Annotated in this window: 22 protein-coding genes; 13 read left to right on the top strand and 9 right to left on the bottom strand. The window is 56.0% G+C overall.

Going from position 1 to position 22,405, the window contains the following annotated elements; genetic code table 11:
- Positions 1–14: 14 nt before the first annotated feature.
- From ACO6TI_RS01800 to ACO6TI_RS01785, 4 genes are all read right to left on the bottom strand, one after another.
- Positions 15–998 (bottom strand): glyceraldehyde 3-phosphate dehydrogenase NAD-binding domain-containing protein, encoded by a 984-nt coding sequence (locus tag ACO6TI_RS01800; RefSeq protein WP_196901223.1) that lies wholly within the window; start codon positions 996–998, stop codon positions 15–17.
- A 127-nt stretch (positions 999–1,125) separates the two neighbouring features.
- Positions 1,126–1,956: a bifunctional allantoicase/(S)-ureidoglycine aminohydrolase gene (locus ACO6TI_RS01795; RefSeq protein WP_055114103.1), complete on the bottom strand. Its 831-nt coding sequence runs from the start codon at positions 1,954–1,956 to the stop codon at positions 1,126–1,128.
- A 143-nt stretch (positions 1,957–2,099) separates the two neighbouring features.
- Positions 2,100–3,038, bottom strand: coding sequence for a LysR substrate-binding domain-containing protein (locus ACO6TI_RS01790; protein ID WP_055114100.1), 939 nt, complete (start codon positions 3,036–3,038; stop codon positions 2,100–2,102).
- Between the two features lie 239 nt (positions 3,039–3,277).
- Positions 3,278–4,075 (bottom strand): creatininase family protein, encoded by a 798-nt coding sequence (locus ACO6TI_RS01785; protein WP_196896479.1) that lies wholly within the window; start codon positions 4,073–4,075, stop codon positions 3,278–3,280.
- 173 nt (positions 4,076–4,248) lie between these two features.
- Here ACO6TI_RS01785 and ACO6TI_RS01780 point away from each other — a divergent pair, with 173 nt between their 5' ends.
- The 5 genes from ACO6TI_RS01780 (at position 4,249) to ACO6TI_RS01760 (ending at position 8,658) form a co-directional block, all read left to right on the top strand.
- Positions 4,249–5,217: a putative metalloprotease CJM1_0395 family protein gene (locus ACO6TI_RS01780; protein WP_422384221.1), complete on the top strand. Its 969-nt coding sequence runs from the start codon at positions 4,249–4,251 to the stop codon at positions 5,215–5,217.
- Positions 5,218–5,315: 98 nt separating this feature from the next.
- Positions 5,316–6,131 carry an alpha/beta fold hydrolase gene (locus tag ACO6TI_RS01775; RefSeq protein WP_422384220.1) on the top strand — a complete coding sequence of 272 codons (816 nt, stop codon included), beginning with the start codon at positions 5,316–5,318 and terminating at the stop codon, positions 6,129–6,131.
- A gap of 157 nt (positions 6,132–6,288) precedes the next feature.
- Positions 6,289–7,431, top strand: coding sequence for an MFS transporter (locus ACO6TI_RS01770; RefSeq protein ID WP_055114094.1), 1,143 nt, complete (start codon positions 6,289–6,291; stop codon positions 7,429–7,431).
- 194 nt (positions 7,432–7,625) lie between these two features.
- The gene (locus tag ACO6TI_RS01765; RefSeq protein ID WP_104700798.1) at positions 7,626–8,165 is read left to right on the top strand and encodes a MarR family transcriptional regulator; all 540 of its coding nucleotides are present in this window, start codon (positions 7,626–7,628) and stop codon (positions 8,163–8,165) included.
- A 259-nt stretch (positions 8,166–8,424) separates the two neighbouring features.
- A complete protein-coding gene (locus ACO6TI_RS01760; RefSeq protein WP_158705242.1) occupies positions 8,425–8,658 on the top strand; it encodes a hypothetical protein in 234 nt (77 codons plus the stop codon).
- Between the two features lie 125 nt (positions 8,659–8,783).
- Here ACO6TI_RS01760 and ACO6TI_RS01755 read toward each other — a convergent pair whose 3' ends face one another.
- A complete protein-coding gene (locus ACO6TI_RS01755; RefSeq protein WP_196878532.1) occupies positions 8,784–9,629 on the bottom strand; it encodes a LysR family transcriptional regulator in 846 nt (281 codons plus the stop codon).
- Positions 9,630–9,724: 95 nt separating this feature from the next.
- Here ACO6TI_RS01755 and ACO6TI_RS01750 point away from each other — a divergent pair, with 95 nt between their 5' ends.
- Together ACO6TI_RS01750 and tmpT are read left to right on the top strand one after the other, a co-directional pair.
- Positions 9,725–10,486, top strand: coding sequence for a sulfite exporter TauE/SafE family protein (locus tag ACO6TI_RS01750; protein ID WP_422384219.1), 762 nt, complete (start codon positions 9,725–9,727; stop codon positions 10,484–10,486).
- A gap of 64 nt (positions 10,487–10,550) precedes the next feature.
- Positions 10,551–11,198: a thiopurine S-methyltransferase gene (tmpT, locus tag ACO6TI_RS01745; RefSeq protein ID WP_422384218.1), complete on the top strand. Its 648-nt coding sequence runs from the start codon at positions 10,551–10,553 to the stop codon at positions 11,196–11,198.
- A gap of 71 nt (positions 11,199–11,269) precedes the next feature.
- On the opposite strand, the gene ACO6TI_RS01740 is transcribed toward tmpT, so the two are convergent.
- A complete protein-coding gene (locus ACO6TI_RS01740) occupies positions 11,270–12,247 on the bottom strand; it encodes a DUF808 domain-containing protein (protein ID WP_055114083.1) in 978 nt (325 codons plus the stop codon).
- A 229-nt stretch (positions 12,248–12,476) separates the two neighbouring features.
- Positions 12,477–12,932 (bottom strand): methylated-DNA--[protein]-cysteine S-methyltransferase, encoded by a 456-nt coding sequence (locus tag ACO6TI_RS01735; protein WP_029066635.1) that lies wholly within the window; start codon positions 12,930–12,932, stop codon positions 12,477–12,479.
- A 127-nt stretch (positions 12,933–13,059) separates the two neighbouring features.
- On the opposite strand from ACO6TI_RS01735, the gene ACO6TI_RS01730 reads away from it, so the two are divergent.
- The 4 genes from ACO6TI_RS01730 to ACO6TI_RS01715 all read left to right on the top strand — a co-directional run bounded on the left by ACO6TI_RS01730 (position 13,060) and on the right by ACO6TI_RS01715 (position 16,523).
- Positions 13,060–13,965, top strand: a complete 906-nt coding sequence (locus tag ACO6TI_RS01730) for a DMT family transporter (RefSeq protein ID WP_055114081.1) — start codon at positions 13,060–13,062, stop codon at positions 13,963–13,965.
- A gap of 161 nt (positions 13,966–14,126) precedes the next feature.
- Complete coding sequence (locus ACO6TI_RS01725; RefSeq protein ID WP_055114078.1) at positions 14,127–14,771, top strand: L,D-transpeptidase; 645 nt, start codon at positions 14,127–14,129, stop codon at positions 14,769–14,771.
- A gap of 44 nt (positions 14,772–14,815) precedes the next feature.
- Positions 14,816–15,349, top strand: a complete 534-nt coding sequence (locus tag ACO6TI_RS01720; protein WP_208992605.1) for an OmpA family protein — start codon at positions 14,816–14,818, stop codon at positions 15,347–15,349.
- An 82-nt stretch (positions 15,350–15,431) separates the two neighbouring features.
- Positions 15,432–16,523 (top strand): LacI family DNA-binding transcriptional regulator, encoded by a 1,092-nt coding sequence (locus ACO6TI_RS01715; RefSeq protein WP_051645471.1) that lies wholly within the window; start codon positions 15,432–15,434, stop codon positions 16,521–16,523.
- A 73-nt stretch (positions 16,524–16,596) separates the two neighbouring features.
- Here the strand turns inward: ACO6TI_RS01715 and ACO6TI_RS01710 are convergent, their stop codons facing one another.
- Together ACO6TI_RS01710 and ACO6TI_RS01705 are read right to left on the bottom strand one after the other, a co-directional pair.
- Entirely contained in the window at positions 16,597–18,774 is a 2,178-nt protein-coding gene (locus tag ACO6TI_RS01710; protein ID WP_350185870.1) for a diguanylate cyclase, read from the bottom strand.
- A gap of 167 nt (positions 18,775–18,941) precedes the next feature.
- Positions 18,942–20,111: a pyridoxal phosphate-dependent aminotransferase gene (locus ACO6TI_RS01705; RefSeq protein ID WP_196896487.1), complete on the bottom strand. Its 1,170-nt coding sequence runs from the start codon at positions 20,109–20,111 to the stop codon at positions 18,942–18,944.
- Between the two features lie 235 nt (positions 20,112–20,346).
- Here ACO6TI_RS01705 and ACO6TI_RS01700 point away from each other — a divergent pair, with 235 nt between their 5' ends.
- A complete protein-coding gene (locus tag ACO6TI_RS01700) occupies positions 20,347–21,411 on the top strand; it encodes a CobW family GTP-binding protein (protein ID WP_196896488.1) in 1,065 nt (354 codons plus the stop codon).
- A 13-nt stretch (positions 21,412–21,424) separates the two neighbouring features.
- Entirely contained in the window at positions 21,425–22,402 is a 978-nt protein-coding gene (locus tag ACO6TI_RS01695; protein WP_422384217.1) for a WD40 repeat domain-containing protein, read from the top strand.
- Positions 22,403–22,405 lie beyond the last annotated feature (3 nt).

Here is a 22,405-nt window from a genome sequence, read left to right as displayed (position 1 = left end):
CAGATCGAGGTCCGCTATCTCGCCGCCATCAGCCGGGCCATGTCGATCATGCGTCTCGAGAAACCCCATTCATTGTCGTACCAGCCGAAAATGCGGGCCTGACGGTCGCCCGTGGTAAGGGTCTCGGGGAGGGCGATCACGAGCGATTCCGGTCTCGCGCGCATATCGGTCGACACAACATGGTCGCCGGTAAAGCCGATGACCGAACTGTTTGAGAAAATATCCTGAAGCAGATCATTGACCGATCCCGCAACAGGGCGCTTCCAGGTCACGGTCAGATCAACCGCCGATACGCTGATCGTGGGAACCCGGACAGCAGCACCTGTGATTCTGCCTTCGATCTGCGGCAGGACCTTTCCGACAAGTTTGGTTGCGCTGGTCGTGGTGGGCACCATGGAGACCCCACCGGCACGGCTGCGTTCCAGAGGACCGCGCGGGGCGTCCACCATGGGCTGGCTGCCGGTATAACAGTGGATCGTTGTCATGTGCCCTGACTGAATTCCGATTGCGTCATCCAACCCTCGCAAGAGAGGGGCAAGTGCATTGGTGGTGCATGAGCCGTTGGAGATGAGGCGATGACTGCCAAGTTCCTCCTCGTTGGCGCCGAGCACAAGTGTGCGGTCGGCGGCGGGAGACGGGCCGGAAATCAGAACATTTCGTGCTCCCGCCAAAAGTCCGCGCCCCGCGATCTCCTCCGTATTCGCCTTGCCGGTGCATTCCAGCACGACGTCGACGTCGGACAAGTCCAGAACGGAGAGATCCGGTTCACCCGAGAACAGGATTTCCTGGCCGTCGATTGTCAGGCTCCGGGCACCAGCCTCGACGTGTCCGGGATAGGGGCCGAAAACACTGTCATATTTGAAAAGATAGGTGCAAGTCTCGAGCGGCGCGATATCGTTGATCCGCACGATCGCGATTTCCTCCTTTTCGGGGAGGGCCAAGATCTGCCGCAATACGGTCCGGCCTATCCGGCCGAACCCGTTGATGACAATCCGCATTCCGATGATCCGTGTCTTTAGAATTCGACGATCATGGCGCCCTGGAATACAGGCGCCCGGAGAATGCGTATCACTCTTTAAAGCATTGATCTCATTTATATTGTCCCTAGGGACAATCGGAATTTCTTCAGCGGCCAGCCGGCCGCAGCGGCATGTGGCGGTTGACGTCCTTGTAGAGAAGATAGCGGAATGGCCCGGGGCCTCCCGCATAGCATGCCTGCGGACAGAAGGCGCGCAGCCACATGTAGTCACCCGCCTCGACTTCGACCCAATCCTGATTGAGCCGGTAAACGGCCTTGCCCTGGAGGACATAAAGACCGTGCTCCATGACGTGCGTTTCGGCAAACGGGATTACGGCACCGGGTTGAAACGTGACGATGGTGACATGCATGTCGTGCCGCAGATCGGCCGGGTCCACAAATCGGGAGGTTGCCCATTTGCCGTCCGTGCCGGGCATTGCACTCGGGGTGACATCGCTTTCATGTGTCACGAAGAAACTTGGCCGGTCGAGCCCCTTGACCGGTTCATATGCCTTGCGGATCCAGTGAAATCGAACGTGTTCCGGACTGTCATTCCTGAAACGCCAATCGGTTTCCGGTGGCAGATAAACGTAACTTCCGGCTCTCAGCGCGTGTTCTGTGCCATTTGCTGTCAGTGTCGCTTCGCCCTCAACGACAAACAACACAGCTTCAGCCGTGGGGTCCGTTTCCGGACGATCCGACCCTCCCTCCGGTGCCACCTCCATGATGTATTGCGAGAAGGTTTCCGCAAAGCCGGACAAAGGCCGGGACAGGACCCACAGCCGCGTGCCGGACCAGAACGGAAGGAAGCTGGTCACGATATCGCGCATCGTTCCGCGGGGGATGACAGCGTATGCGTCGGTGAACACGGCTCGATCGGTCAGAAGCGTTTCCTGGCCAGGATGACCGCCTTTCGGAGCGAAGTAGGTTTCAGACACAGCTTTGCTTTCTCGACAGTTTACAGGGCTTGAAAGACTATGACGATCTGAAGCGTCGACGACCAGATTGCTTGTGAGAAGATATCTTTATTGAAAATCAAGAAAATGAGCGCGGTGCATGTTTCCTTACAAAAACCGGTCTGTCAGCCGGTTTTCTTGATCATGGCAGATTGAACGGTTGCCATTTCCGCGCTGAGAAAATCACAGAAATCCTTGGCGACGATCGAAATCGGCCGGTGGGTCGGCGTCAGAATGGAAAGGCCGTTCTGGATTCGTGGACGGAACGGACGAAAAACAATCATTGGCGGTCCCATGCCGAGCCGTCCGTCCTCCTGCGCCTTGTAGGCCGTGAGCATGTCGCAGATAAGGGCGCACAGGCCCGACTCGACAAATCTCAATCCGGGCAAGGCGGTCTGCAGTTCAAATCGCTGGTTGAAGCGCACACCCGCATCCCGGAAACGCGCCAGGATCTGCTTGTGACTGCGATGTTCGGAATGCATGAGTGCAAGCGGGTGGCCATCGAGATGTTCCGGTGTGATGACTTCCCTTGCGGCGAGTGGATCCGTTGCCGGGACAGCGCACATGCATTCCAGATCGAAGTCGATCTGGTCGAAGGAATTCCGCGCACGGGGTGTTTCCGTGAAACCTATGTCAAATTGCTGAGCAGCAATAAGCTCTTCAATTTCCTGGGATGTCCGGCTTGCCAGTGCAATCTTCACGCTCGGTTTGTCGGCAACGAATTTGGAAAGGCTGTTTGGAAGGAAATCGGCAATCGCCTCCGGAATCCCTGCAATGCGAAGCTGTCCGTGTTCGCGGTTGGCAAGACCGCGCAGAGTGCGTTTGGAGATTTCGAGCCGCTGCAGAATCGCTTCGGCTTCTTCGAGAAAGAACTCCGCTTCCGGGGTCGGAACGAGACGCCCTTGCTCGCGCATGAACAGCTTGAGTTCAAGCTCCGTTTCAAGACCGGCGATTGTCGAACTGACGGCAGGCTGTGTCCGGCCAAGCGTGCGGGCTGCTTCCGAAATGGAACCGCTCCGCATGACCTCACGAAAGGTCGCCAATTGCCGAATTGACAGGTTCATTGAAACTCGAGAACTGCCCCCTGGTAAATATCTTCGAACAATGTGTCGCCTAAGGGAAGCAAGGTCAACTGCCGCAAAAAAAACCTGTGCAATTTCACGGATTTAGCCGGGGACTATTTTTCCGCTACTGCGAGTTGACCCATGTATTCCGGTCGTCGCAACTTACAATTGCTTGTGTGGTTTAAGATGAATTCAGCCGGAAACAAGGTGATCCCGAAAGGCGCTACCGCATTTTGAGTTCAAGGTCTCCAGAGCCGATTGAGGTCAAATGTCTCAACGTCCCTGAGCAGATCGATGAATCCCTTTGCCGCGTGGTCGAGCGACAGACGGCCCTTTTCAGCGGTGGCGATTTCAGCATTGCCGAGAGCGCCAAGCGGATTGAGATCCTGTGCCTTCCAACCGTATTGCGCCTTGCCATGGCCACGCAGATGCTTGAATTCCTTCTGGTAGTCTTGCTGTTGCGACTTGAAGTCCTGTGCGCGCTCCATTTGCACGAGGTCAGGCCGAAGATGCAGCATCAATGAGGTCTCGATGTCACCGCCATGGATGCCGAAGGATAACTCTTCCTTGGAAAAGAGACCTTCCGGCTGGCCAAAGCGCAGCCAATTGGTGGCGGTCACGAACATGTCGTGCTTCACCCGCAGTTCACGCGCAACGATATCAAGAATCGGGACGTTGCCGCCGTGCGCGTTGATAAGGACCATCTTCCTGATGCCAGCCCGGGCGACGCATTCGCCAATTTCGATCCAGCAACGGGTCACCGTATCCCACGACAATGTCAGGGTTCCCGGAGAAGAGATGTGCTCGTCGGATTTGCCGACCTGTTGTGTTGGCAGAAAGGTGGCAGGGAGATCGTCCGGAAGCAGTTCAAGCACGCGCTGGACCTGACCGTCGGCAATGGCGGTATCCGTGACAATCGGCAAATGGGGACCATGCTGCTCGATGGCGGCGACCGGAAGCACGGCAATCCAATTGCCCCGGGACGGGTCCTTGAAGTCCTCCGTGGTCATTTCGTGCCAAAAGTGTCTGGGCAGCATTGTTTCTGTCCTGTCGTGGTCCTGATCCCCGCGTCTGCTTGGCACAGCCTGTCCAGACAGGCAAGTGGCAGCAGGTTTCCGCTGGTGTTCGGTTAACTGATCACAAACAAATGATCGATCTGACTTAACCCCTGTTTAGAATTTGCTGACTTCTACCGGCGACAATCGGATGCATGATCGGCGCCCTGTTGTCCAATACGCCGGCGAACCTTTTGAGGAGTAGTGGTGTCGCGGGTGAACCTGAAACCGGGGCAGAGGCAAACGCTTCTGGCCGGGATCGGGAAACTGCGCGCAACAGCCTGGCAAGTGCATCCGTGCAATCCGCCAGGAGAAACAATGGCCCTGTTCTGACATCCCAAGCGGTGTTGGCGCTCCAAGATGCTCAGGAAACGGAAACCAGGAACCAGGGAAACACGAGTTCCGGAGCAACTGGTGGCGAAGCGGAAGACAGCGGGGAGCAAGGCCAGGCCCCGGTTGCCGGGCCAAATGGTAGTGCCGCGGCACAGGTCGCGAACGGCGGGTCGCCGGCCCAAGGCGGAACCGGGGAAAAAGAAGATCCTGATGGCGACGGCCTGAACGAGGCAGAGGAAAAACAGGTCCAGGAACTGGAAAAGCGTGACCGTGAGGTTCGGGCGCACGAGCAGGCACACGCACGTGTCGGAGGGGCTTATGCGGGCGCGCCCAGCTATACCTTCCAGCAAGGACCGGATGGGAAGCGCTACGCGATCGGCGGCGAGGTTCAGATCGACACGAGCAAGGAAAAAACGCCGCAGGAAACCATCCGCAAGATGCAGATCGTCATTCGGGCTGCACTGGCTCCGGCAGAACCCTCGTCACAGGATCTGAAGGTTGCCCAGTTGGCCCGCTCTCAATTGTCCGAGGCCCAGGCGGAGTCGCGCCAGCAGAAGGCGGAGGAACTGGAGGGCGACGACAAGGGCGAAACGGAAGCGGCAAGCAGTGCATCCGAGGCGTCTGACAGCGGATCTGCGGATTCCGGTGGTGCCGGCAATGCGGATTCCGACAAGTCCGATGACAAGAAATCCGACTTTGCAGCCCGAAACGCCGAGGCTGCGTCGGCTTATCAGTCCGCCATTCAAAAGGCGAGTGAAGCCGAGGCGCTGCTTGCTTCCATAGTAGCGTAATGCAATCTTTAGATTGATAGAAACAAGTCGCAACACCCAATCAGATCATCAAGATGAACATGCAGCGAAAGTCGATCCGGATACTCGATGGACCCGTATTGAGCTATCTTGAAGGCGGTACCGGCAGACCACTTCTCATGCTTCACGGGTGGTCGCAATCGGCCACCGGGTTTTCTGGTCAATTTGAAAAACTTTGCGAGACTCGACATGTTATTGCTCTTGACTGGCGTGGACATGGAGAGTCGGAGAAACCTGAAACAGGTTACAGAATTTGCCGCTTTGCAAAGGATCTCGTCGAGTTTCTGGACGCGTTGTCACTGACGGATTTCGACGTCCTTTGCCATTCTCTAGGCGCTTCCGTTTTTTGGGCTTATCTGTCAATGTTCGGCAAAGAAAGGCCTCCCCAGAAAGTCATCTTCATCGATGAGCCTGCCGCTCTTCTTGCAAGGCCGGATTGGAACGAACAGGTTCAGCGGGAGGCCGGCGCAATAATCGCCTCTCTCGAGATCCTGGCAAACTTCACCAATTCCATAAGAAATGCCGATACGGTCGCTGCACACGCCGAAATCCTGCGACCGATGTTTACAAACTCATTTCCAGAAGAAAAGTTGTTTGCCGTCGCCAAGGAAAATCTCAAATTCCCACGCAGCCATGCTGCTGTTCTGCTCGCGGATAACTGTCTTCAGGATTGGCGAAGTGTAGTCGGAGAAATAGACAAAGAAGTTCTTGTCGTTGCAGCTGAAGCAAGTCCTCATCCACTGGATTCACAAATATGGATTGCAAACCAGATCAAAGGGGCTGAGCTGGAGATCTTTGCCGAAACTGAAGGCGGAAGCCATTTCATGTTTCTGGAAAATCCAGATCGGTTCAATTTCGTTCTAAACGGGTTCCTGAATAGACCTGGTAGAGGATGACCTTTAACTCGATATTGCACGGGTCCCTGGCTGTTCATAAAAACATAACCTGATACAACGCAGAACTGCGGTGTTGAATCGTTACGTTGAACAAGATACAGCCGCCGTCGTAACCTCATTTCGCAGATCTTCAGGGTCTCAGGCCTCAGGTCAATTCATGCCAGCTATCGCAGCACGCCGCGTCGTTTCGGCCGTCTTTTTCATGTGTGGGACGTTCATCGGTTTGTGGGCTTCCCGCATACCGGACATCAAGACTGCAACCGGCCTGAGCGAAGGTGGTTTCGGTATATTGCTCCTGGTGATGGCGGTTGGAGCTCTGCTGGCATTTCCTCTCGCAGGCGCCCTGATGGATCGCAAAGGCTCCGCTTCCGTCACGAAAATGACTGCAATCGCGACGGTTGTCGCCTTTGCGCTCATCGGTCTTGCCCCTTCCACACCGATTTTGACAGTCACCTTGTTTATGGGAGGATTTGCATTCGGAGCGCTGGATGTTTCGATGAACGGATGGGGCGCTGAAGTTGAAAAAAGGCTCGAACGCCCCATCATGTCGTCCTTTCACGGACTTTTCAGTCTCGGGGCGGGTGTGGCGGCGGCGGCCGGCGGCGTCGCGATCAAACTGGGCCTGAGCGTCACCCAGCACTTTTGTCTGTGGAGTGCGCTGGCAATTCCAATTCTCGTCTGGACGCTGAGGCAGCCTTGGTCGCACACCGGAACGGGCGTGCGCAATGAAGGGAAATCTCCGCTTTTTGCCATTCCCAAAGGGGCTTTGTTTCTGGCCGGGCTGATTGCACTTGTGGCAGCCCTCGGAGAAGGTGCCATGACCGACTGGGCTGCGCTCTATCAGATCTACGATCTCGGTTACTCGGAAGCGATCGCGCCGACTGCATTCACAGTCTTTTCGGTTGCCATGGTGATCATGAGGCTTGCCGGGGACCGGGTCATTGCTCTCTATGGCCCGGTCGCCGTCGCGCGCGCCAGCGGACTGGTCGCCAGCCTGGGCTGCTTGCTTCTGGTTTCCGGTTTGAACATCTGGACCGTTTGGGCAGGCAGCTTCGTTATGGGTCTCGGCTATGCGGTTCTCTTTCCACTGGCCATGTCGCGCGCTGCAAGCGATCCGCATATGTCGACGGGCCAGGCCCTTGCTGCGGTCGCAACGCTCGGCTATGGCGCCTTCCTGTTCGGTCCGCCGTTGCTCGGGTTCATCGGAGATCTTTTTTCTCTCAGAATGTCTTTTGGAACCGTTGCCTTTCTGACGCTCGCAATTCCACTGCTGGCCGGATCTTTGAAAGTAAAGTCCTGATGTTTTCGCGCGAACCTGTCTGATCATTTCCCGAACCGGGGTCTGGTTTAGCTGGCGAACAATGTCAAAACGCCGATAAACAGAAAAAAACCGCACCAAAGCGACATGTGTCATTTGACGGTTAAATACTCAGGCTACCTTTGCACAGCGACAGACATGACGATTCGGGCTGAACTTGGAACAGGTAGCGGGCAATGGCTTTCAATTACAAAAAGAGCATAACTTTTCGGCTTGTTCAGGCAGCAAAGGCGCAGCGGGCCCGGTCGGGGTCGCATCTCATGCGGATTGGATTGCATCCTGGGCAGGAACTGGTGCTGAAGGTGCTGGCTGATTCAGATGGCCGAACAATGAGCCAGCTGGCATTGGCGCTCGGAGTTCAGCCGCCAACCGTTACAAAAATGGTCACACGTCTTTCAAGCCAGGGTTATGTGCTCAGAAAAGTTTCTGACACGGATGGCCGTCTGGCAAGGGTTTTTCTGACCGATGAAGGACGCGAGCTGGTGGTCTTCGTCGACAAGGCCTGGAAGCGGCTTGAACGGGAAGCCATGTCGGGGCTTGATGACAAGGACCGAAAGAAATTGCGCAAACTGCTTCGACAGGTGGAGAAGAACCTGTCCTTGTCGGTTGACGACGATCCAGAACATGAAAGTGATCTTGAGCCGGATAACGAAGAGCCTGCGGTTGCCGAAAAGAAAAGTGCTTCCGGAAAAGACAAGGAACGTTCCGCGGCCTAACGGTTTGCGAAGACCCCGCGCACTGGCTCAATTGCCATGGAGTTTCTGGCGCGGTTTTCTGAATTTCCACTTCTTCTGAGGTGTCTTGCGACCGTATCCGAAAATCGCGATTGTTCGGGTTTGCGATACCCGGGTCGTCGTGATGACGTCGGTACGACCGGTCGTTCTTGCTGAGAAGATTACAAAAAGCTCATTTGTAATTACCTGATCCTGAACCCATTTTTGTTCGTAAGCAGAGGTGTTCTGGAAGGAGATCGGAATGTCAATAACCTCTCAGACGATCAATGAGGAACGGGGCGCCAGAAAGGCTGCAGAATTGCGCCGGCGTTTTCGGTCTGCATCGAAAGGTGCTGCCGGTGCTTACGGTTTTGGACCTGTCAAACTGAAGGCCGCTCACTCCGGTTTAGGCTCACGCCGGGAGTATTTCGGCGCGTTCCTGATCTGGGTCACAATGGCAGCGGTCATTGCATTGTTTGGATTGGTGCTGTTTTAGGGATCGGGCAACAAGCGCCCGACCGGACACCGTTGCCGAAAACTGTCACATCATTCATCAATGAATGGCAGCAGGTCTTGCCCGGGCATACCGGCACACATGTGTTTGGTGTCAAGATCCGTGCACTAGCCGGAGGCAAGGCCGTCTTTCAATGCCGCCGCAATTGCAATTGTGATTTCCGGAGGTGATGCCGGTCCAACAAGCAGGGACCGTGACATCGCGGGCAGCGCCGGCAAGTTTCTTCTTGCCGGCGAGACACGCATTCCCGACTGGATTGCGCGTGCAGGCAATATTCCGATCGCCAGACCGGCTCGTATCGCGCAGCGCAGGTTTGAAAAACTCTCGCTCTTGAAAGTCACGTTGAAAGCCCTTTGTTCCTGCGACAACAGGTTGACAGGCAATTTGCTCCACCAGCACCCCCGGTCGAGCACGGCGAGAGGGACAGGCGTGTCCGGATCACACTCGAACGTTTCGCTTTCGGCCCAATGGGACAACTCTGTCTCCAGCAGTTTTCCCTGTCCCGGCTCCGAACTGGCAACAACCGCGATGTCCAGTCTGCCGTCGGCTATGGCCGCCGGAAATCCAGAGGAGCAGCCTGATTTCACGAAGATATCCAGATGCGGGTAGTCCTTTCCGAATTTGATCAGTACTTTCTCGAAAACCGTGCCGTCGTAGTGGTCGGGAATGCCGACCCTTATTTTTCCGCGCAGCGGTTGTTCGAAGAGCGATTGAGCGTGATAGAGATCGCCCATGATCCTTTGCGCTAGCGGTAACAGCTTCTCTCCATCAGGCGTAAGTCTCATACCCTTCGCGTGACGTTCGAAAAGACTTGCGTCGAGCGTGGCTTCCAGCTTGCGCAATTGTACGCTCAGGGCCGACTGAGTCCTGTTCAAACTTTCAGCGGCAAGAGTGAGATGCCCATGTTCGGCTATGGCCACAAAGGCACGCAACAGATCGCTGGACAGTTTCATCCGTTCGCTTTTTTTCATCAACTCTATAAACTTTATTCATTTTTTTTATGATGATAGCCAATCTAGTCTCGCCGTCAATCTCTGGAGGTTGAGACATGGATTTCCCGGCCATCATGCTGCTTTTGTCGGTGGGTTTTATCGGCGGTGTCTGGAATGCGATCGCAGGTGGCGCAACCCTGTTCACTTTTCCCGCACTCATGGCGGCCGGATTGCCGCCTGTCGTTGCCAATGCGACGAACTTCTTGGGCTTGCTTCCCTCCAATGCAGCAGCCCTTGCCGCCTACAGGGAAGAACTCAGGAAAGCGGGTCCGGCGTTGATCAAGCTGAGTCTGATTTCCGGGGCTGGAGCGGCGACGGGATCGGCACTTCTCCTGGTCTCAAATCCAGAGACATTTCTGATTCTCGTGCCATTTCTCCTGGCAGCCGCAACACTGCTTTTTGCATTTGGAGATCAGATGCGCAGTGCATTCCTGCATTTTGCAGGACCGTCACACACGTCTTCGCTGGTCTTCACCGTGCTGTTTATGGCATCCATTTACGGCGGATATTTCGGTGCAGGACTGGGGATCATTCTGTTGGCAATTGCTCAGGTCATCGGTCATTCCGACTTTCACGAAGCCAACAGCATCAAGAACCTGCTTGCCACGAATTTCACGATCATCAGCATAGTGCTTTTCGGTGTCGGAGGACTGATCGACTGGCCAGCCGCGTTTTCCATGATGAGCGGGAGCGTTTTCGGGGGGTACCTGGGAGGCCGATGGGCAAGGCTGGTCAATCAGAGGGTGCTGCGAACGATTGTCATAGGTTTCGGCACCATTTTGTCTGTTATCTACTTCTGGCGCACATTCATTCCGTAGCACATACAAATCGGCATCAAACTCCTGCCTCCGGGAATACATCCAGCAGAAAGGTCAAGACGTCATGGACAAGAGATTTTGGCAAACCCGCTGGCAGGAAGGAAAGATTGCCTTCCACGAAGGTGTACCAAACAGGCATCTCGTCCGACATTTCATGGCTTTGTCTTTATCGGCCGGGTCGCGTGTGTTCGTACCCTTTTGCGGAAAGACCGCAGACTTGGACTGGCTGCTTTCACAAGGGTACGGGGTCAGTGGGATCGAGTTGAATCAAGATGCCGTCGGCGAGGTTTTCGAACGTCTGGCGTTGACGCCGGATGTCGCCCGGTTTCGCGGTCTGACACGATTTTCAGGCAAGGGAATTGTCATATGGGTCGGCGATTTTTTTGAGTTGAGCGCCCTGGATCTCGGCTCAGTCGATGCTGTTTACGATCGCGCGGCCCTGGTCGCGCTGCCGGCGCAGATGAGGACCAAATACGTTCGGCATCTTCAATCGCTCTGCCCATCCGTGCCGCAGTTGCTGGTCAGCTACGACTATGATCAGGGCAAGATGGAAGGGCCGCCATTTTCACTGCCGGAAGACCATGTTCGCAGCCTGTACAAAGACATTTATGAAATTGAAAATCTTGCGAGTGTGGACATTTACGGACCACTCGCCGAGCGGTGTTCGGGCAGGGAGGAATCCTGGATTTTGCGATCCATCGGCCAGTCTTGACCGGAAATATGCCTAAAACTCCAATGTTCTGGAAGAAAACAGAGCCCTTGCCCGGAGGGCTCCGCCGACAATCATTGTCCGCCGACCTCTCCTGTGTCTTTCCGGAATGAGTTCCAGACCGGCAGGATCAGCTTGGTGACAATGGGGATCAGGATCAGCCCGAGGATCAATCCGAAAATGCCGTCCAATGTTGCGGTCATGGCCCAGGCGACAAAGCCTTCCAGCTGCCCGATGCCATGGGCAACACCGTGAGCCACATCATGAATGGTTCCGTACAACCATTTGACGCCGAGTTCCTTCAAACCATGAATGACAATGGATCCACCGACCCAGAGCATGGCGGCAGTGCCGACAGCCATCAGAATCTTCAAGAAACCCGGCATTGCCTTGACGATGCCTCTTCCGAGGGCGCGTACAATCGACAATCGCCCCTTGTTGGACATCATCAGTCCGACATCATCGGCCTTGACGATGAGCGCGACCGAACCATAGACCATAACGGTGATGCCGATTGCGACGACGGCAAGTGTCGCTGCTTCCATCCAGATGTTGCTTTCGGGGATCTCAGAAAGCGCAATCGTCATGATTTCCGCAGACAGGATAAAATCGGTCTTGATGGCCCCTGAGACTTTCTGTTCCTCCAGGTGGACTGCATCAACAGCCTCTTCCAGAGGCAAATCGGCGTGGCTTTCCTTGTGTGCGAAGAGATGGTGGATCTTTTCCGCGCCTTCGAAACACAGGTAAGCCCCGCCGAGCATAAGCAAGGGAGTGATCGTCCAGGGCGCAAACTCGTTGAGAGCCAGACCGACCGGCAACAGGAAGATCAGTTTGTTCTTGAGCGATCCGGTTGCAATTCGCATGACAATCGGGAGTTCGCGGGCCGGTTTGAAGCCGGTCACGTATTTCGGCGTGACCGCAGCATCGTCAATGACCGCACCTGCGGCCTTGGACCCAGCCTTGGCGGCCTGACCTATGACGTCATCAACAGATGCAGCTGCAACTTTTGCAATGGCTGCAACGTCATCTAGTAGGGCAAGTAGTCCGCTCATGGCCGCTCCTGAAAATCTCGTGTTCGCGGGTCGGGAACATAGGGTGTCTTCACGACAGCTCAAATGTACCAGGGTCGTTCCTGTTCAATCACCTAAGCAAAGCAGTGCCGCCAGTGTTTCAGTCAAGGGTTGCCTGCTCAATACGGTTCCGTATGTCATCCACAGGCAGCCCTCAAGATCAAATGCTGTTTGTTTTGCCAGAAGCATGGGCGGATGCAATTGGTTTGCTTCAAACCAGAAAAGGATACCCGCCCTCATGTTTCAGGAGTGCGATCTTGGTTTCCGTACCGCCAGAACCGGAAAAGCCGCCCAGGCCATTGGCCGAAAGAATACGGTGGCAGGGAATGATGATCGGGATCGGATTGGCACCACAGGCCTGACCGACGGGCTGGCCATATGTGTCCAGTTCCCTGGCGACATCACCGTAAGTCCGTGTCTCACCAAAGGGGATCGCCAGCATTGCACGAAAGACCGCCTGATGAAGGTCACCGCCTTTCGGCGACAGGGGCAGGTCAAACTTCTCGAGCTTGCCGTTCATATAGGCTTGCAGCTGCGCGGCTGCTTCCTTGAGGACGGGCGTTTCTTCTTTGCGACCGGAACCGTTCCATAGTAGTTGAGTGATCGCGCCATCCGTTTCATGAATGGACAAGCGTCCCAGCCATGTATCGATTTCTGTAACAGGCATGCCGGCTCCCGCTTTGCTCACGATGTGTCTAGTAGGTTGCGGAACCGATCTCAACCGGACTTTTTCGTCGAAGACGTCCGAACACCCGGCGTTTTCGTCGACGGATGACAGGTAAAAGGCCAATTTGATGGTGCAAGACAGCCAGGATGCGCAAGCTGGTGGTTCGCTCACTGAGGCTGCCCCCCTTGCCGGTATCGGCCTCATCGTACTTGCTTGTCTGAGTTTTTCATTCCTCGATGCGACAGCAAAGTATCTCATCGAATCCGTGCCAACGCTGCAGATTGTCTGGCTGCGATTCGTCAGTCACGTCATCCTGTCGTTTCTCCTGTTTCGTGTCTGGAAAAATCCGGCGCTGTTCAAGACCAAAAGGCCCATGCTGCATATTGTGCGGGCCTTCTGCCTGCTGGGCATAACAATCTTCAATTTTCTCGCGGTTCGCTACCTGCAACTGGCGGAAACGACGGCGATCATGTTTGCCGCGCCTTTCGTCATCACCGCGCTTGCCGGCCCGATGCTGGGAGAATGGGCGGGGCCAAGGCGCTGGATCGCGATTGTCATCGGTTTCCTGGGTATTCTTGTCGTCACTCAACCGGGTCTGGGCAACATGCATTGGGCCGCAGTCTATTCGGTCGCGTCGATGGTTTTTTACGCGATTTACGCGATACTCACCAGACAGTTGACAGGCACTGACAGTTCGGCAGGCATGCTGATCATTTCGGGAATTGTCGCGGCCATTGCCATGGCGCCCGCAGGTCTGACCGTCTGGGTGACGCCGCCGGACCTCTGGAGCTGGGTCCTGCTGTTTGCGACAGGTGTGTTCGGCGGCGGCGGGCATTATCTGTTCATCATGGCACACAGGATCGCACCGGCCCCGGTGCTCGCGCCGTTCATCTACACACAGATCGTCTGGATGATTGCGCTCGGATTTCTGGTATTCGGCGATGTGCCGACGGTCACGACCATCATTGGTGCGGCTATTGTTGTCGGGTCGGGTCTCTACATTCTCTACCGGGAACGTATGCGGAAAATCTGAGCAAGACGTCTTCATTTCCGGCAGAAATGTCTCGAAGATCAGGTTTCTTGCCAAGACAATCGTTTCTTGGCGGTTGACGGGTCGCTCGAGATTCCGTCTTAATGTCGGCTGGCGTGGACCCCGGGTGACATATGGTCACCGACCTGTTTAGGAGGAATGGGATGGAAATTGATCGCCGAACATTATTAGGAGGAGCCGCAGCTTTTGCGGGGACTCTTGCACTGCCACATGCAGCGAAAGCCAATGCTGCTGCGAATGCCTATTTCAACGGCTACCAGCAGGACAATGGATATCAGTACCGGCGTACAAACCTGAACCGCATCGATCCCGTCTGGCGCCGCCAGATGGTCAAGTATTTCAGCCCGGAACCTCCGGGGACTGTCGTGGTCGATACCAAGAACCACTTTCTTTACTGGATCTGGGAAAACAACACGGCGCTGAGATATGGCGTGGGTGTCGGCCGGGAAGGCTTCAAATGGTACGGACGTGCCCGGATCGACCGCAAGGCACTGTGGCCGCGGTGGGTTCCACCGCCCGAGATGTTGAAGCGTCAACCCGAATTGCCGCGCAAGGTCGACGGCGGCGCCGCCAACAATCCGCTCGGTCCAAGGGCTCTGTATCTCTACCGGGACGGCAGGGATCTCGGCTACCGTCTGCACGGGACGCTGGAACCCTGGAGCATCGGGCATGACGTCTCCAGCGGGTGCGTCCGCATGCTGCCGGAAGATGTCATCGACCTGTACCAACGGTGCCCGAAAGGAACAGCGGTTCTTGTTCTTGAGCATCTTGGGGCAAGTGCCGGCTGACGCCGGCACTTTCGGAGAAAAACAAAAATTCTTGGGGGGCATTCTTGGGTAATTGGATTGGCCGATGGGGCCAGAGTGCATTGATCGTCGTCTTGTGCGGATTCGGGCTGGCTGCCTGTAATTCCGCCGGCGGCCTGTCGTCGCCGGATGTTACAAACGCACCGGCAGCCGGGTTCGGCCAGATTTCGAACGGCTCCGAAGAAGAATTCATCATCAATGTCGGACGACGGGTTTACTTCGACAGGGGTTCCGCGGTCGTGACCGAAGAAGCCAAGATGACAATCAAGAGCCAGGCAGACTGGCTCAAACGCAACAAGAAGTGGCTGGTTAAGGTCCAGGGCCACGCAGATGACCCGGGCAGTGAAGCGGCACAGAAAACGCTTTCCGCGAAGAGGGCCGATGCAGTGATGGCCGAACTCGTCAGCCTTGGGGTCAGCCCAAAGCGGGTGTGGTCCAAAGGCTATGGAGTCGAACGCCCGGTCACGGATTGCGCCTCGATCGAATGCCAGTCTCAGAACCGCCGCGTGGTTGTCAATCTGAGAACAGAATACGACGAATCCGCTCCACAAGGTCGGTAGTCGGCAATTTTGTCTGTTTACCGCGGCAGCCGGGGGCTATAACGGTCGTTCCTGTCGCTGCCGCGGGAATTGAGACCACTGAATGTCAGAAGACAAAGACTCCACGTCACCTTCATCAGATTTGCCACCCAAGCCGGGCAAGCGCCTCACGCTCGGTCATATCGCCGACCAGCTCGGGATTTCGACGGCCACGGTTTCGCTCGCGTTGCGCGACAGCCCCCTGGTCGCGGAGGAGACACGCGAGAAGGTCAAGCAGACGGCGCAGGAGATCGGCTATATCTACAACCGCTCCGCCGCCTCGCTGCGTACCTCGCGCAGTCAGATCGTCGGTGTTGCTGTTCACGACATCCTCAATCCATATTTTGCCGAAGTCTTTTCAGCGCTTGAAGACGTTCTGGAAGAACAGGGACAGATGATTTTCATCTGTAATCACCGCGATGACGTGAAGAGGCAGCGCGGATTCGTCAACACGCTTTTGCAGCACAGAGCCGACGGACTGATCCTGTGTCCTTCAGTCGGCACGACCGCGGAAGAGATCAACCGGCTCGTTGATCAGGGTATCCCTGTAACGCTGGTCGCGCGCGAAGTGCCCGGTGTCTGGGCACCGTGCGTGCGGGGCGACGATGTTGCCGGCACCTATCTGGCGACCAAACACCTTCTGGCTCAGGGCCACACGAAGATTGCAATGGCCGGTGGGCGCCGGGAAAGTTCGACCGGTCGACACAGGAACGAGGGCTGGCGAAACGCTCTTGAGGAGGCGGGAATCGACTACCGGTCGCAGCTCGATCTGCCTGAACTCATGACACAGGCGGACGGACGTGCGGCTGTACCCGCGATCATGGAAGCAGATGAACGGCCAACGGCGATCGTCGGTTTCAACGACCTGGTCGCGTTCGGAATGATGACGACACTGCGGCGTGCCGGCATCGAGCCGGGTCCGGACATGGCCATTACGGGCTATGACGACATTGACGGGGCCGATGCGAGAACACCTGCATTGACGACCATCGCCAACCAGCCGGACAAGATCGGCCGGTTGGCTGCATTGACCCTGCTGCGCCAGATAGCGGGCGACAGGGTTCCAAACAAGCCGATCGTGATCGAGCCGGAATTGCGCGTCCGTGAAAGTTCACCGCCCCCGGGCGTTCGTCTCGCGCCGAGGCTTGCAGACTAGGTTCGGATCCTGAGACCCGATCGCGTTCCGTCCAGGCGATGTGAAACAACTCGCCGAACTGTCAACATGTTGGCTAAACGGGAATATTTGCCAGTTTTTTCATTTCAAGATCTCGAGAATAGGCGACGCACCTGTTTCGCCCGGAAGCCTTGGCTTCATAGAGCGCCGTGTCGGCCCTTTGCATGAGCGTCGAAAATGCCACGTCTTCCTTTGCGGATTGAGCCAGACCCATGCTGCAGGTGATCGTTTGCGCGATGCGGTCCATCCGGCAATCCGACACGATTTTCTCTCGCAGCCTTTCACAGGCCGCGACGGCATCGCTGATGTCTGTGTCGACAAGAATGACGCAGAATTCCTCGCCTCCTACCCGTCCAAACAAATCAGCTGCTCGCAACTGGTCGCCGATGATGCGGCTAAAGGCCTCCAGAACTTCGTCGCCTGCGGCATGACCGTAAACGTCATTGATATTCTTGAACCGGTCGATGTCCATCATGACCGCAGTGAACGGTTTTTCCGTTCTGCGGAAGCGCTGAAGTTCCAAATGAGCTCGCTCGAGAAAGGCACGTCGGTTGTAAATCTGTGTCAGGTCGTCGATGCTCGCGATCCGTTCCATGCGGATTTTTGCGTCCATCAATGCCTGGTGGTCGCGCTGGCGCGCTATTTCGTGGCCGATCCAGTCCGCAAACTGTCGAATGATCTGAATGTCCGACGGCGTAAACTGTCGCTTGCGAAGTTCGTGGGCGGTGAAACTGATCGTTCCATGGACAAGGCCGTCTACCAAAAGGGGTGCCCCAATATAGGTTTCGAAACCAAACAGTTTGTAACAGGAGTGACTTGCGAATTCGGACTCTGCTGCATGGGCAGTTGAAACCGGTTCATTGGCCTCAAGCGTCAATGCGCAATAGGTGTCCCGGAGTTTGAACGTCCGTGCCGGTTCGACAATGCTGCCCGGACTTTGCGCCTGTGTGACGGTATAGTGATCTCCGACGACCTGGCTGATGATGCCAAAAGGCAGATCAAAGTGATCGCAGCCAAGCTGCAGGATCTCGGCAATCTTGTCCTCATGGCCGAGCGCACGCGTCGACGTGATTGCATAGAGATCCGCGAGGGTTCGTTCGGTTTTCTTGCGGTTCGTGATGTCGGAAATGAGAACCACGAGACCATCGACCTGGCCTGAACCGTTCAGCCTGGGATTGCAGTCCATCTGGCATTCGCGAAAAACGCCATCGGGGAAAAGCATTCCAAGTTCCAATGAGCATTTTCGGCCACTCAGCCCTTCCTTGAACAAGCCGCTGACAGCGTCTCTCTGCTTGCAGGCGAGTTTTTCGCGCAGTCTTGTCCCAAGAAGTTCCTCACTCGTGCCATTGAACCATTTACATCCGGTTTTGTTGAGAAAGAGACACTTGCCCTCCAGGTCAACTTCCCCGACACATGCGGAAATGCTGTCCGCCATGAGATACAGGTTCTGATAGGCTTTTTCAGCGAGCGCCTTGGCTTCCTTGAGTTCCGTGATGTCGGCCCGAATGCCGGCAATTCCACCCGCGCGGGTCCGGGTCTCGGAAATGCGAAGCCAGCGACCGTCGTCCAGTTGCTGCTCGACGACGGACCCGTCGGCCTTCTGATGGCGTTGAAGCCGCTCTGCCAACCATATCTCTTCATCCTGTCCACCGGTGTCATACTGACCATTGCTCAGGCCGTAGCGCAAAATGTCCTGAAAACTGTTTCCGGGGAACATGGCGGGTGCCGAGGTGGCATAAATCTCGCGGTAGTTTTCATTGCAGATGACCAACCGGTCGTCCTGATCGTAGATCGCAAAGCCCTCGAGGATGGCGTCCAGCGCGTCTTCGAGGGTCATTGCGACGTCGCTCAGCCTGGACTCCATTTTCTTGCGTTCGCTGACATCGTGCGCAATGAAGAGAAGCCCGGACAATTGCCCGGTCGTATCGAACAATGGAGCGCTGACGACTTCCAGCTCCGTTCTGCTTCCATCGCCGAGCACGGCTTCAATCAGACACTGTTTTCGATGACTTTCGTCCGACGGCCGTTGATAGAGTTCGGCCATGCGCTCGAATTGTGCGCTGTCGGCGAAAAAGCGCCTTGTCGTGCTGCCTACAATCTTTGATGCCTCGACGCGCAACAGACTTGCCATTGCCCTGTTTGCGAAGACGATGGTCCTTTCGGTGTTGGTGACCAGTACGCTTTGCTTCAGATCACCAAATGATCTTTCCAAATCGAGGCAAATACTCTCCACGAAATGTCTCCCTGCCAGCTCGCCGCCCGACCCAACCGCATAGTTAATGAAGACATGGAATGATTAAAAAACGGTCACGCAGGGTAAGATTGACAATGCGATAACAACGGAGAGCATCCTGGCTCACAGTTTCGAGTCAGGAGTTTCAGTATTTCCGGGCACAACTCCTAATCCATCAGGAAATTGTTTATCCGCTCAAGTGCCTTTTTGATGTTTTTTGTGGAATTCGCGTAAGAAAGGCGGATGTATCCTTCGCCCAGTATTCCGAAGTCGGGGCCGCCAATCGTTGCGACACCTGTTTCTTCCAGCAATGCCGAGGCAAGAGCCTTCGCCTGCCAGCCGGTGTCCTTGATATTGGGAAAGGCGTAAAAAGCACCCAGAGGCGTTCTGCAGCTAATTCCCGGGAGCGCATTCAAGCCCTCGACGATCGTTTTTCGGCGAGAATCGAATTCGCTCACCATTTGCCCGACTTCCGTCTGAGGGCCGGTGAGCGCGGCCAGGCCGGCAAACTGCGCCGGGGCATTGACGCAGGACCATGCATTGACGGCAAGTTTTCGCGCCTTGTCGATCAGGCATTCGGGCCATAATGCGAACCCCATGCGCCAACCCGTCATCGCGTAGGTCTTCGACCACCCGTCAAGCAGGATCAATCGGTCCCTGAGTGATTCAAACTGCAGCAGCGAAACGTGTTCCATGCCGTCATAGGTCATCTGGGAGTAGATCTCGTCGGACATGACAGCAACATCAGGATGGCTATCGAGGCCATGAACTAGCGCCTCTATCTCTGAACGCGGCGTGACGCCACCGGTGGGGTTCGCAGGAGAGTTCAGAATTAGAAGTCTGGTCTTGTCGTTGATAAGCGACAGAGTTTCTGAGGCCGAAAACGCGAAATCGTTTTCCTCCCGGATCGGAACGGGGACAGGCCTGGCGCCCGTGAATTCGATCATCGACCGGTAGATCGGGAAACCCGGATCCGGATACAGGATTTCAGTACCAGGCTCACCGAACATCAGGATTGCCATGAACATGGTAACCTTGCCGCCAGGCACGATCAGGACATTTCCGGGATCGGTCTCGACATCATGGCGTTTCAAAAGGTCGGCGGAAACAGCTTCCCGCAGCGGGGCTATGCCCGTCGCGGGGGTGTAGCCATGATGTCCGTCCCTGAGTGCCTTGACCGCGGCTTCGACAATATGATCCGGTGTCCTGAAGTCCGGCTGGCCAATGCCGAGATTGATGATGTCCCGTCCCTGTCCTGCAAGTTCGGTGGCACGAGCCAGCACGGCGAAGGCGTTTTCTTCACCGATCCGGTCGAATCCGCTGATCGTTTTCAACATCGGCTTTTCTCTCTTACTGAGTGATGAATTCGTTACATCGTAGCGCCCGGATTCGTGAACTGGAAAGTCCGGTTGTCATTGCATCGGTTCGCCGGTGTTCAAATTATTGAGCCTGTCGGCACAGGAAAATTTGCCGCCTCTCTCCCAAACGGTCGATGTTGTGCTTATATTCGCGGCCAAGCGGCCTGCTATCCGGCAGGCGATCAACCTATCAGCAAAGCCAGAAAGTTTCGCAATGTCTGCGACCCAAGACGCCCAGGCACAGATTCCAGTCACGGTCCTGACCGGATATCTCGGCGCGGGAAAAACCACGTTGCTCAACCGGATTCTTACCGAGAACCACGGGCAACGATATGCCGTTATCGTCAATGAATTCGGCGAAGTCGGTATCGACAACGACCTGCTCGTTGAATCCGATGAAGAAATCTTCGAGATGAACAACGGTTGCATCTGCTGCACGGTTCGTGGCGATCTTATCCGCACCGTGCAGAACCTGATGAAGCGGAAGAATGCCTTTGACGCCATCATTGTGGAAACGACCGGGGTTGCAGATCCGGCTCCGGTTGCCCAGACGTTCTTCATGGATGACGATGTACGCGCTTCTGCGAGGCTCGATGCGGTGGTCGCAGTTGTCGATTCGCGGCATGTTCTTCAAAGGCTGGAAGACACGGAAGAAGCTGAAGACCAGGTGGCTTTTGCCGACGTGATCCTGATCAACAAGACCGATCTCGTCTCGCCGGAAGAGTTGTCCGAGGTAGAGGCGCGCATCCGGTCGATCAATCCCTATGCCGTCCTGCACCACAGCGAACGCTGCGGGATCGAGATTGCAAAGGTTCTCGATCGTGGAGCTTTCGACCTCGACCGGATCCTGTCGCTTGATCCGCACTTTCTGGAACACGGGCATCATGCGCATGAATGCGCCCCGGACTGCAATCACGATCATGACCAGGATCATCATCATGATCACGAACATGGTCACGGTCATCATCACCACGAGGAAAACCCGCATTCGGTCAAGAGCATTTCCCTGACTGCGGGCGATCTGAATCCCGAAATGTTCTTTCAGTGGATCAACCAGGTAACGCAGGTGCAAGGCCCCAATATCCTGCGTCTGAAGGGAATTCTCGCCTTCAAGGATGACCCGCAGCGCTACGTCATTCAGGGTGTTCACATGATCGTCGAGGGAGACCACCAGCGCGACTGGAAGGCCGAGGAGCCGAGACAGAGCCGCCTGGTGTTCATCGGCAGAGACTTGAACTGGGATGTTCTCAAGCAGAGCTTCCAGGCCTGCGCAGCGTAACAAGGACGATAGAGTGCCGACAGTTGCTCCCGTGGATGTAGACGGATTCGTCGTCCGTGCCGGATTTTTGAAGAGTAGCGCCTACTTTGCTTCCGGGGAGGGAGACATTCTGCTCTCGGGCAAAGGCGAAACGAGGATAAGGGTGCACAGGTCGGGCCTCCTGGCTGCCGAACCGCTCGTGGACGGGTCCGGCCTGATCACGTCCGGTGACGACGGCTGTATTTACCGCTGCGCGGACGACGGTTCCAGTGAACTGGTGGCAGAACGCCCGCGCAAATGGATCGACCTGATTGCGGCCGGCCCTTCCGGAGCCGTTGCCTTTGCAAGTGGCCGGGTCGCGTGGGTGCACCTTGAAGATGGGCGTGAAAAGGAATTTCAGCACGATCGCGCTGTTGGAGGACTTGCTTTCGCGCCGAAAGGGACACGCCTTGCTGTCTCCCGCTACGACGGAGCATCGCTCTGGTGGGCCGGCACGGACGGGGCGCCTGTCGAGTTCACCTGGAAAGGTGCCCATCTCGGGATCAGTTTTTCGCCGGACGGCAAGTATCTCGTCACGGCCATGCAGGAAAACGCGCTCCATGGCTGGAGGCTTGCGGACCGGCAGGACATGCGCATGTCCGGATATCCTGCCAAGGTGAAGTCATTCAGCTGGTCCTTCAAAGGCCGCTATCTGGCGACATCAGGCGCGAACGCTGCGATTCTGTGGCCTTATCACGGGAAAACGGGTCCGATGGGCCAATCTCCGCTGCAACTCGGCACGCGCTCGGATGTGCTGGCTTCCTCCGTTGCGTGTCATCCGAAGGAAGATGTTGTTGCAGTCGGTTATCAGGACGGCACCATCTTGATGTGCCGTTTCGAGGACAACGCGGAAGTGCTGCTTCGCCGCCCCGGCAAAGGGCCTGTCTCGACCATGGATTGGGACAGGGAAGGTGTCAGGCTTGCCTTCGGAACCGAGGCCGGAGAAGCGGGTATCGTCAGTTTGCAGGACTGACGA

It is taken from the genome of Roseibium album, assembly GCF_965233825.1.
Classification (GTDB): domain Bacteria; phylum Pseudomonadota; class Alphaproteobacteria; order Rhizobiales; family Stappiaceae; genus Roseibium; species Roseibium album.
This window is presented reverse-complemented; position numbering and strand designations above follow the sequence as displayed.